The organism is Candidatus Cloacimonas sp. (assembly GCA_039680785.1).
Classification (GTDB): Bacteria; Cloacimonadota; Cloacimonadia; order Cloacimonadales; family Cloacimonadaceae; genus Cloacimonas.
On the sequence record JBDKSF010000036.1, the window covers coordinates 15,446 to 26,678 of the forward strand.

12 protein-coding genes are annotated in these 11,233 nt (G+C 38.9%); 3 read left to right on the forward strand and 9 right to left on the reverse strand.

Annotated elements, in window-relative coordinates:
• Positions 1-17: 17 nt before the first annotated feature.
• The 7 genes from ABFC98_02095 to ABFC98_02125 form a co-directional block, all read right to left on the reverse strand.
• Positions 18-635 carry a ribonuclease HII gene (locus ABFC98_02095; GenBank protein ID MEN6444819.1) on the reverse strand — a complete coding sequence of 206 codons (618 nt, stop codon included), beginning with the start codon at positions 633-635 and terminating at the stop codon, positions 18-20.
• A 3-nt stretch (positions 636-638) separates the two neighbouring features.
• Positions 639-2,081, reverse strand: coding sequence for a class I SAM-dependent methyltransferase (locus ABFC98_02100; protein ID MEN6444820.1), 1,443 nt, complete (start codon positions 2,079-2,081; stop codon positions 639-641).
• A gap of 8 nt (positions 2,082-2,089) precedes the next feature.
• The gene (gene pyrE, locus ABFC98_02105; GenBank protein MEN6444821.1) at positions 2,090-2,881 is read right to left on the reverse strand and encodes an orotate phosphoribosyltransferase; all 792 of its coding nucleotides are present in this window, start codon (positions 2,879-2,881) and stop codon (positions 2,090-2,092) included.
• Between the two features lie 160 nt (positions 2,882-3,041).
• Complete coding sequence (locus tag ABFC98_02110) at positions 3,042-3,587, reverse strand: 2-oxoacid:acceptor oxidoreductase family protein (GenBank protein ID MEN6444822.1); 546 nt, start codon at positions 3,585-3,587, stop codon at positions 3,042-3,044.
• Positions 3,587-4,336, reverse strand: a complete 750-nt coding sequence (locus ABFC98_02115; GenBank protein MEN6444823.1) for a thiamine pyrophosphate-dependent enzyme — start codon at positions 4,334-4,336, stop codon at positions 3,587-3,589. Before ABFC98_02115 ends, ABFC98_02110 begins: the two co-directional genes overlap by 1 nt.
• A 13-nt stretch (positions 4,337-4,349) precedes the next feature.
• Entirely contained in the window at positions 4,350-5,429 is a 1,080-nt protein-coding gene (locus ABFC98_02120) for a 3-methyl-2-oxobutanoate dehydrogenase subunit VorB (GenBank protein MEN6444824.1), read from the reverse strand.
• Positions 5,430-5,436: 7 nt separating this feature from the next.
• Positions 5,437-5,640 carry a ferredoxin family protein gene (locus ABFC98_02125; protein ID MEN6444825.1) on the reverse strand — a complete coding sequence of 68 codons (204 nt, stop codon included), beginning with the start codon at positions 5,638-5,640 and terminating at the stop codon, positions 5,437-5,439.
• An 864-nt stretch (positions 5,641-6,504) separates the two neighbouring features.
• On the opposite strand from ABFC98_02125, the gene ABFC98_02130 reads away from it, so the two are divergent.
• From ABFC98_02130 to ABFC98_02140, 3 genes are read left to right on the forward strand one after another with little or no spacing between them, the layout of a single operon-like run.
• Positions 6,505-7,002 carry a septal ring lytic transglycosylase RlpA family protein gene (locus tag ABFC98_02130; GenBank protein MEN6444826.1) on the forward strand — a complete coding sequence of 166 codons (498 nt, stop codon included), beginning with the start codon at positions 6,505-6,507 and terminating at the stop codon, positions 7,000-7,002.
• Positions 7,003-7,057: 55 nt separating this feature from the next.
• Positions 7,058-7,972 carry a pseudouridine-5'-phosphate glycosidase gene (locus tag ABFC98_02135; GenBank protein MEN6444827.1) on the forward strand — a complete coding sequence of 305 codons (915 nt, stop codon included), beginning with the start codon at positions 7,058-7,060 and terminating at the stop codon, positions 7,970-7,972.
• On the forward strand, positions 7,972-8,802 hold the full coding sequence (locus ABFC98_02140; GenBank protein MEN6444828.1) for a M55 family metallopeptidase: 831 nt from the start codon (positions 7,972-7,974) through the stop codon (positions 8,800-8,802). Before ABFC98_02135 ends, ABFC98_02140 begins: the two co-directional genes overlap by 1 nt.
• Positions 8,803-9,045: 243 nt before the next feature.
• On the opposite strand, the gene ABFC98_02145 is transcribed toward ABFC98_02140, so the two are convergent.
• Positions 9,046-9,615, reverse strand: a complete 570-nt coding sequence (locus ABFC98_02145) for an indolepyruvate oxidoreductase subunit beta (protein MEN6444829.1) — start codon at positions 9,613-9,615, stop codon at positions 9,046-9,048.
• Positions 9,612-11,219, reverse strand: a complete 1,608-nt coding sequence (locus ABFC98_02150; protein ID MEN6444830.1) for a thiamine pyrophosphate-dependent enzyme — start codon at positions 11,217-11,219, stop codon at positions 9,612-9,614. The genes ABFC98_02145 and ABFC98_02150 overlap by 4 nt, the downstream gene beginning before the upstream one ends.
• Between the last annotated feature and the right edge of the window lie 14 nt (positions 11,220-11,233).

An 11,233-nucleotide genomic window follows, 5' to 3' on the forward strand; every position in this document is an offset into this window, starting at 1 on the left:
GAGATAAGAGAAGCTTTCTACTGTTCTCCAGTTCCCCAGTTATCTGGCACAGTAAAACTCTTTCTGTGAATGGGAGAAAGCCCAAGGATATGAATTCTGTTGCTATGAAAAGCAGTTCCATAGCCCTTATGAGAAGCAAAACCGTATTCTGGATACTTTTCATCGTAAGCAATCATTAGCTTATCTCGATGGACTTTTGCCAAAATGGAAGCGGCAGCTATGGCAGCATAAAGTTGGTCGCCTTTAATGATTGCTTGAGCATAGGATTTAAGCTCACCGGGTATATCCTTCCCATCTATTAAGCAATGTTGCGGTTTGCTGTTTAGCTGAAAAAAAGCTTTTTGGAATCCTTGCAAAGTTGCCTGCCGAATGTTATGTTCATCAATATAGGCAGGGCTTATTTCCACAATGCTATAATCAATGGCGCTATTTACAATTTGCGGAAAGAGGATGGCACGTTTCTGAGGGGAAAGCAATTTGGAATCGTTGATGCCATCGATAATTATATCATAATTTAAGATCACAGCCGCAATCACTACAGGACCGGCTAAGGCGCCTCTACCGGCTTCATCGATTCCAGCAAAAAGTCCATTTTCCCGATAGAAGTCAATATCGTTCTGATAGAGAGTTGTCAATGATTACACCTTTTCTAAGATGAAGAACAAGCGACTATATTTTTCATCTATGCCAGACAAGTGTTTTGGATATAGATTTGTTTTGTTTTGGGCGCTATGAATGGCTTTCACTTTAAGAGAAGAATTATTGATCAATTCCAGCAGTTCAGTTGTAAAATAAACTCTTTGTAAATGTTGTTCATATTGATAGTTATAACCGATGGCATCTTTTTGAAAGAAGTGCAGAGCTGATTTTTGCCACAGTTGAACACTTTCAAACCACGCTTGATGAACCATAAAACCATCAGAATAATGTTGCAAATCACAGATATTGGCAAAATTATCAATGCTGTTTTCCAGAGTGGAAATATCAAAAATAAACAATCCCCCTTTTTCTAAAGCCAACGAGACCTCGGAAAGAGTTTTACTAATCTGTTTTGCTTGTGTAAGGTAGTTTATACTGTCAAATATACAAAGCACCAGTTGATAATCCTTACCAGGAATGGGATCGGTCATAGAAGCATAATATAATTTTGGTTTTGATGGCTTTTTGGATGCCATTTTCAGCATATCTAAAGACATATCGCAAGCATAAACATCATAACCTTTTTGAACCAGTTTCTGGGCTACATTTGCCGTTCCACAAGCAAGCTCCAGAATTTTATTCAGTTTCAAAGAAGAGTATTGTTTATACCAAGATAAGATATAGTTCACCCATATATCGTAATCTACCTGTGCCATATATTCATCGTAATGGCTGGCAAAAAATGAATAGGACTGTGAATAGTTCTTTTGGCAATAGCGTATTCCTGCCAAATCATAACTGTTTTCCAATCCCCGCATTTGGCTAAGTAATTGCTTTTGGGCAATATACAATAACCGGTATGCGTTACTGTCTTCCACCCTCAGGTCTCGATAATTGATTTCAGGATAAAACACTTGCCACTTTTCATTGTCTATACTTACAAGTGCCTCAGCAATTCTGTTATTGGTGGTTAGCAAAACAGAATTGGGTTTTTTACTTTCCAAAAACATCTGTAGATTCTTATAAACAAAAAGACCCTCTCTTTTACAATAAAGTTGTTCCGCAGAATCATTTTCCAGAACACAAGGGCTCAAGCCATAGATAGAAAGATCAGTTTGAAATATATCGGTCTCTTTCAGTTCCAAAATTGCTATTTCGGGATGGACAAATAGAATCGGTGATTTTACTTCGTTTTGCTTGCTGTAATAAACAAAAGAAGCAGAATCGGCAAAGAAACAGATATTATTTTCAGTAGGAACAGGAAGTTTGCCTATTTCCTTAATGCCTCTGAAATGAATGTTATCTACAGTGTGTTTGGGGATTTCTTCGTCTGGGCAAATAATTTCCAATTCAAGTTCCGCATTTAACGGAGAGAATTCACAGGCGTCGATTATTTTTTCAATATCGGAAAACAAGTAGGTTATAATGGATATTTTTGGCATACTAAACTTTATACTTTATCACTGCTGCCGGGTTTTATGAGAGGAATACTCTGCTTACAGGCATCACAATTTTCGGGCTCATAGGCAGGAATATCTAAGCTTAGCAATGGTTCCATCGGAAGAGAAAATTGCACATTCCCACCGCTTCTATCTACTAAAACTCCAATGGCAATAACTTCCAATCCCTTATTTTCCAGACAGTTAATAACTTCTTGAATACTTCCACCCGTAGTAAGAATATCTTCCACAATTACCGTTTTCCGAATTTTAGAGAGGTCAAAACCGCTGCGTAAAGTCATTTCTCCATCTTTGCGTTGCGTAAAGAGAAAACTTTTGTTCATCAGCAAAGCAACATCAAAAGCAAGAGCGATGCCTCCGTAAGCGGGACCCACAATGGCATCAAAATCATAATCGGCAAGACGATTGGCAAGGAGCTTACAGAGATTATGAGCCGCAGCCGGATTTTGGAGGATTCTGATTTTTTCTATATACTGTTTGCTATGTTTGCCTGAGGTTAATTGAAAATGACCTTTCAGCAGAGCTCCTTCGCTATGCAAAATCTTTGTTACATAGTCCGAATCTTCCAGACCTGTGATAAGTTCTTTAGCTTCGTGTTCCTCATTTTCCGGAACCTGCAATTCAATTTTATACATATCCCCGGCGATGGAAGCATACATACTCATCATTCTTTCATTTAGTAAATAGGGATGAAAACCGGATTCTTCCAAAAAACCCTTTGCTAATTCAGCTTCAAAGGGATTTGTATAGGTAGCAATGGTGATAAGTTCATTCTCTTCCATTTTTCTTCTTCCTTTATGTTTCGCCGTATAAAATTCGGCAAATATATTTTTAAGCTTAGGTCAATGACCTTTTGGGTAAAATGGAATTCACTGTCTTAATTTTTGGGGGAACCGGACAGATAAAGATCTATCCGGTTCCTCATATTTTTTTGTAATAAGATCAAGTATGTTGTTTAGCGATCTCTATTCCGCGTTTGATGGCAGTGAGATTTTTGGCAAGCAAATCAGGATTTTTCTCCTTCATAAAGGAAGTTAAATTCTGTTCCAGAGTTTCGTATTGGATGATATTTGTTTTCCCAATAACAACACCAGTTGCCAGCATATTGAGCACAATCATACTTCCAATCTCAGTTGCAATATCATTCATCGGTATCGCTATCTTGGTTATATCTTCCCTTTTACATCCGCGAGGACACATATTGGTATTATAAATTAATATGCCGCCAGCGCGCATAGAAGGAGCGAATTTATCGATGGAGGGCTGATTTAAAGCTACCAGCACATCTGGAAAACTGACGATTGGAGAGGCAATCGGTTCAGTGGAAACAACAGTAGATACATTAGCAGTTCCACCTCTCATTTCGGGACCGTAAGAAGGTAGCCAAGAAACATTCTTCCCTTCTTGCATTGCTGCTTGGGCAATAAATTTGCCTATAGTAAGAACTCCTTGACCGCCAAAACCAGCACAAATCATTTCCGTAGTCATTATTCCACTCCTTCACCTTTATCGCGAAAGACACCTGGTTTGAAGAAAGGTAGCATATTTTCTTTTGCCCATTGCCTTGCTTGTTCAGGTTCATAACCCCAATTGGTAGGGCAGGTGCTGATAAATTCTATAAAGGTAAAACCGCGATTTTCTTTATTATAACGAATTGCTTTGCTAACCGCTTTTTTGGCTTTAATGATATCGGCAGGACTTAAAAGTGAGACCCTTTCAATATAATAGGGAGCCACCAAAGTAGATAATAGTTCACAAACCCTAATTGGGTAACCAATATCATCTACATTTCTTCCATAAGGACTGGTAGTGGTTTTCATATCAGGCAAAGTTGTAGGAGCCATTTGTCCTCCGGTCATACCATAAATTGCATTATTAACGAAGAACACGCTTATCTTTTCTCCCCGATTTGCAGAATGGATAATTTCAGCAGTTCCTATGGCAGCTAAATCACCATCTCCCTGATAAGTAAATACATGCATATCAGGACGGGCTCTTTTTATTCCAGTAGCAACGGCAGGAGCCCTTCCATGAGCTGCTTCAGCCATATCACAATTAAAATAATTGTAGGCAAAAACAGCACAACCGACGGGTGCCACACCAGCTATTTGATTGATTAAACCATTTTCATCTATTGCTTCGGCAATTAATCTATGAGCTACACCATGCATACATCCAGGACAATAATGGAAAGGGACTTTTGTAAGTGCTTCAGGGCGTTTTGCAATAATTTCCATTTTTCCTCCTTCCTTAAAAACACGATTCCAGTTTTTCTTTGATCTCAGCAGGAGTGAAAACGACGCCTCCCACTTTTCCCCAAAAATCAACCGGAACCTTTCCTTCTACGGCAATTTTTACATCTTCTACCATTTGTCCCGAATTGAGTTCAAATACATATACTTTTTTCACATTTTTCCCAATTGCTTGTTTAATTGCATCATAGGGATAGGGCCAAACACGAATGGGACGAATTAAACCAACATTCTTCCCTTCCTTAAGAACTTCATTGATGGCTGATTTTACAACCCGGCTGGCAGTTCCCCATGCAACGCAAAGAACTTCATTATCATCGGAGACATTATAGGTCTCATAACGAATTTCATTTTTATCTATTATCGCGTATTTTTTATAGAGGTTCAGAACATGCTGTTCCAAAACTTGGGGATCAAGTTCCAAGGAATTTATTTCATGATGATGCTTTTTATCGCCATCTTCATTGGGACAAATACACCAGGAAAGATGTTGATTGGCAAGCTCTTGTAATTCCTCTTCCGTTTTTGCCGGCTTAAATTCCACCGGCTCCATCATTTGTCCCAGCATTCCGTCGGCAAGAATCATAACGGGATTACGATATTTATCTGCCAAATCAAATGCTTCACTTGCCATATCGGCAAATTCCTGAACCGAACTTGGAGCCAAAACAATTAAACGATAATCGCCATGACCACCGCCTTTAGTTGCCTGAAAATAATCACCTTGGGCGGGTTGGATGTCTCCCAAACCGGGACCACCGCGTTGAACATTAACTACCACACAAGGAAGTTCTGCACCAGCAATATATGAAAGACCTTCCATTTTTAAAGAAATGCCAGGTGAAGAGGAGGAAGTCATCACTCTTTTTCCACTTCCAGCAGCACCGTAAACCATATTGATGGCAGCAACTTCACTTTCTGCTTGAATAAAAGTGCCTTTTACTTTAGGCATCATTTTTGCCATATATTCAATTAATTCGCTTTGGGGTGTAATGGGATAGGCAAAATACAATCGACAACCACTTCTAATTGCCGCTTCTGCAATTGCTTCATTACCTTTCATTAAAATTTTAGACATTATAACCTCACTTCTCAATCGTAATCGCCACATCGGGACAGGTTATATAACAAAGTTTGCAGGCAGTACACTTTTCCTGCTCAATACACTCTGCATAGTTATAGCCCTTGGCATTAATGTTTTCCGATAAATGAATAATCTTTCTCGGACAAGCAATTATGCACAAACCACAACCTTTGCAGTAATTGGGATCAACAGTCATTTTGGGCATAATAAACACCTCTCTTTATATGTTTTTCTTCTTTATGTGATACATCAATTTTTTGGCTTATTCTGTCAAACTATTTCTTTTTAAACCTGGAAGAACTACATCTTGTCGTTCCACTTACAACCGAGTTATTTCGTTATTGCGCTTTTTATAATAACGATATAAAATATAAAATTGGAGTTGACGAGAACATTAACATCTGGAAGAACGACATCTTGTCGTTCCACTGGCAACCGAGTTATCTCGTTATTGCGCTTTTTATAGTAACGATATAAAATATAAAATTGAAGTTGATGAGGACTTTAAAATTGCGGAGGATCAGCGTCCTCCGGCTACACTTTTTGCGGAAGAAAGGCGTCCTCCGGCTACATTTTTTGCGGAAGATCAGCGTCCTCCGACTACGCTTTTTGCAGAGGATCAGCGTCCTCCGGCTACACACCTGTGTCTATAATTTATACATAGTTCTTTGCAACGCATATAAATACTAAATATTTCCACTTGATATAGTAAGAGAACTGTAACTGATTGTAACATAGTCAATTCAGTAACGACCCAGTAACATTTCCGTAACACTTCCGTAATAGCGTTACTGAATCGTTAGAGAAATGTAACAAGAGAATAAGTGTATAAAGAAAGGGTAAAACAGCTTAAATACGCTGATATTACACGATATAAGGATATAAATCAATAATATGGATTATGCTGAGGACAGGGAATATTTGCCAAACTTACATAATGCCAGATTAAGTTAGAAGAGCGATCCCATAACTAATTGTTACACAATATTATAAGGTTGTTTTGGCATTATTTTTCTTGACAATATAGTAGGCCTAAAAAATTATCACACCCATCACATAACTAAGGAAAATGATGAAGAAACACAAAAAGAAATTATTGGCTTGCTTAATTGGAATTCAGGTTATGTTTATTGCGCCTGTAATTGCCCAAACCATAGCAAGCTTAAATGAAGAAGAATTAATTACGGAACAAAGAGGGGTTGTAATTGATTCTTTGCAAACTCAAGAACCGCCGGGAGCTCCCCCGGGTGAAAAAATGGTCGCTACTTTTTATTCTAAACGATTTCAGGGTAGAAGAACGGCAAGTGGCGAAAAATATGATCGCGATGCCCTCACTTGTGCCCATAAGACCCTCCCCTTTCAAACCTTATTAAAAATAACCAATCCTCAAAACAACAAATCCATAACCGTGCGCGTTAACGACAGAGGTCCCTTCAATCGTGGCAGAGATATCGATCTTTCTTATGCTGCGGCAAAAGAAATTGATATGCTTTCTGCTGGTGTAATACCTGTAATTGTGGAAATATTATCTCCCACACCAACGGATTCTTTGCTGGCAAAACGATAGATATAAAGCTTTTTTTATTTTCATCCTGTTTTAAATAAAGGCAGGTAATTGGAAGATGCGTCCGCCATTATATTATACATCCGCTATACAACAAGCGTTAAAAACCAATAAACCAATTCTGGCAATGGAATCAACCGTCCTTACTCATGGTTTGCCTTATCCCGATAATTTATTAATCTTAGACGATCTGGAAGCCCTTTGTTTAGATCTGAAAGTGGAGCCAGCAACAGTAATTATTTTGGATGGCAAAATTCACATCGGAATGGGTGAAGCGGAAAAAGCGATTCTGAAACAAAAAATAATACGGAAACAAGAGCTGCATAAATTTGGTATGCGAGACATTCCCTATGCCATAAGTAATCAAAAAAGCGGAGGAACAACCGTTTCTGCCACAATGCTGCTCTGTTTTAAGGCAGGTATAAAGGTCTTTGCTACCGGAGGAATTGGAGGGGTTCATAAAAATTGGAATGAGACATTGGATATATCTTCTGATTTAAAAGCTCTTGCTCAAATACCGATAATAGTAATTTCCGCTGGGTGTAAAGCCATTTTGGATATTCCTGCTACGCTGGAAGTTCTGGAAAGTGAAGCAGTTCCAGTTTTGGGATGGAAGACCAATGAATTTCCTGCTTTTTATTCACGCCGAAGCGGAAAAAAGATAGACAGAATTGAAAGCGCCAAAGATGTGGTAAATATCTATCAAGTAATGCAAGAATTGTATCCGCAACCTACCGGAATTTTAGTGGCAAATCCCGTGCCGGAAAAGGACGAAATTCCTTTTGCGGAAATGGATAAATATATCGCAGCAGCGGTTGAAGAAGCCAAAGCAAAAAAGATTTGTGGAAAGGATTTAACCCCCTTCCTACTGGCAAAGTTAGCAGAAAAAACGGTTGGCAAATCGGTTCAGACCAATCTGGCTTTGCTAAAAAATAATATAATAATCGGCGCACAAATCGCCAAGGAGCTATAATGAAAATTTTCATTTCCACCGATATGGAAGGAATGCCGGGAACTTTTAACTGGGAACAAGAAAAAACCAACCGCCCGGAGGTGATGAAAAATTACCAGGCACATATAACCGATTGCCTGAATGCTATTTTATTCAGCGGTTTTAACGAATTCATAGAAGAAATTACCATTGCCGATTCTCATAGCGGAGGAGATAATTTGAGCTATGATATAACCGCTTTGGATAAAAGAATTTCGCTAATTTCAGGCGGACCTCGACCTCAATATATGATGCCTGCTTTCAGTAAGGATTATTCTATGGTCTTTTTGCTGGGTTATCATTCTGGAACTGGCGCTCTGAAAGGGAATATGGACCATACATATTCTAACAGTAAAATATTTAAGATCTGGATAAATGATATCCCAATGAACGAGGCAATCATAAATTCTGCTTACGCAGGTCATTTGGGTGTGCCGGTGGCTTTAATAAGTGGTGACAAAGCATTGGAAGAAGAAATTGCAGTAGCTATGCCTTGGGTTCATTTTGTTAGAACTAAAGAAGCGGTTGCCAAATTTGCCGCGAAAAATTATTCTTCCATAGTAGTGAAAGAAACACTCGTAAAAGCAGTTCAGTCAGCTTTAGCTCAAAAAAATATTCCACTTTATACTTTTACCAGCCCTATCCGTCTAAAAATTGAGTTTCATTCTACTTCTATGACCGATTGTGCAGCTCTGATGCCACATACAAAACGCCTAAATGGGAGAACCATTGAATATATTGATGACGATTATGGAGTTATCTTTGAAGCAATAATGGCTTTGGTAACGCTGGCTTATGGGTCAACTCTGTAAAAGACAGATAGTAAACTGGTGGGATGGAAATTTAGGAAGTAGATAAGTTTCTTTGGCAATATAAAAAGTTGAGCGGTCTGGATGTTCACAAAAAAGAACACACATAACTGGAGCGACTGAATTAACTGAAGCGATATAATTACATAAATATAATCTGCGTTATCTGCGTAATCTGCGTGATATACTTAAGCAATCTGTAAGAAACGAAAAAGGGCGTAGAAAATCCACGCCCTAACAATGACTTTAATTTGCTGCCATTCCGGCTTGGAGAGCGCGTAAATTTGCTTCTACAATTGCTTCCCCTTTGGGAGCAAAAATCACTTTGATTGCTTCTTCAATTTCTTCTAAAGTAAAACCAAGATGAGTTATCGCCGCACCCAAAACCACAATATTCATACTACGATTGGCTTTTTGTTCTTTGGCTAAAGTATCTGCATCAAAAAGAACATAATTGGGTATTTTTCTGATTTCCTTATAGATATCCTCTTCCGGAGGATAATTGGGAATATTTTTAAAGGGGGTGGAATTAGATATAATCCAACCGTCTTCTTTTAAATATGGCAGATAGCGTAATGCTTCCAAGGGTTCCACGCTTAAAATCATATCCGCTGAGCCAAAAGGTATTAAATCACTCCAAATTGGATCATCGGAAAGGCGTAAGTGAGATTGCACATCTCCCCCTCTTTGACTCATTCCATGCACTTCTGCCTGTTTTAAATTCATTCCTCTATTAATTGCAGCGGTTCCAAGAATGGTGGCTATGGTTAATATACCTTGTCCACCAACACCAGCAAGTATTATATCCTGTTTCATTCTTCCGTCTCCATTTTGTTCTTTTTCTTTAAGGTCTGAATGCATTCCCTGCGGGCAATAATAACGGAAACACCCTTGTAAGCGAGTTCTTCCTTATAGATATTGATAATTTCGGGATAATTTTTCTTCAGGGGAACAAATACCCTGATATGTTCTTTTTCCACTCCCAAACCTGAACAAATATCTTCCAGTTTTCCATATCCCGTATAATTCTGCCCACCGGTCATAGCAGTGGTGGAATTATCCAAAATAATAATCACTACATTAGCTTTATCGTAAATACAATCCAGCAATCCAGTTAATCCGGAATGACAAAAAGTGCTATCTCCAATTATAGCTATGGCTGGAAAAAGTCCACTATCGGCAGCCCCTTTTGCCATTGTAATGGAAGCGCCCATATCCACACAAGAATTGATGGTATTATACGGTGGCATAAAACCAAGAGAGTAACAACCAATATCACTAAAAACATTGCCTCTTCCATATTCAGCCATAACTTCATTCAGCGAAAGAAAAGTATCGGAATGAGGGCAACCGACGCATAAAGCAGGAGGTCTGCCAACTACAATTTCCGGAACTGGCTTACCAGTTGTATCTGGCATTAAAAATGCTTTAGCTACAAGATTGGGATTCAGTTCCCCAGCGCGTGGGAGATAGCCGTCCAAACGACCATGAATGGGTTTTAAACAAGGAAAAGCAAGTCCTTTTAACTGTTCTTCCACTATAGGCATTCCTTCTTCGATAATTAACAGTTCGTCGCAACTATCGTAAAGCTGGTGAATTTGCTTTTCAGGAATAGGATACTGACCTATTCTCAAAACCGGATAAGGGATTTTTTCACCCTTAAACGCTTCTCGCAGATAGTTATAAGCTAAGCCGGTTGTAATAATACCCAGTTTTTTGGAATTTGCTTCCCCTTCATAGACATTATAAAGTGAATTTTCCGCTTCTGCCAGAAAATTATTTTGCAATTCCAAATGATGTTGATATTTCTTTCTGGCAATGGCAGGTAAAAGCATAAACTGATACATATCTTCCGGTTTACGCATTTTATTCTGAGGAATAGGTTCTTTGGTTATTACGCCAGAGCGTGAATGCGCTAAGCGAGTGGTTAAACGCAAAAGAACAGGTATATGATACTTTTCAGATAGCTCAAAACCATAAAAAGCCATATCATAACATTCTTGTTGATTACCTGGCTCTAAAACAGGAATCATCGCAAAGTGACCATAATAACGGCTATCCTGCTCGTTTTGAGAACTATGCATAGAAGGATCATCCGCCACGGCAATTATTAAACCACCGCTGGCTCCTGTGATGGCTGAATTCATTAATGGATCGGCTGCCACATTCAGACCCACATGTTTCATCGTTACCATAGCTCTTTTTCCTGATGCACTCATCCCCAAAGCTGTTTCCAGAGCGGTTTTTTCGTTCGAACTCCAAGTTCGGTGAATATTGTTTTCCGCTGCCTGTTTTGATCTTTGGGCATATTCAATGATCTCGGTGGAAGGAGTTCCCGGATAACCATAGAAGCCGGAAATTCCTGCATCCAAAGCACCTTGAGCAAGGGCTTCATCTCCCAAAAGCATAAGTTTTGGCATTTTTTCTCCTTTGT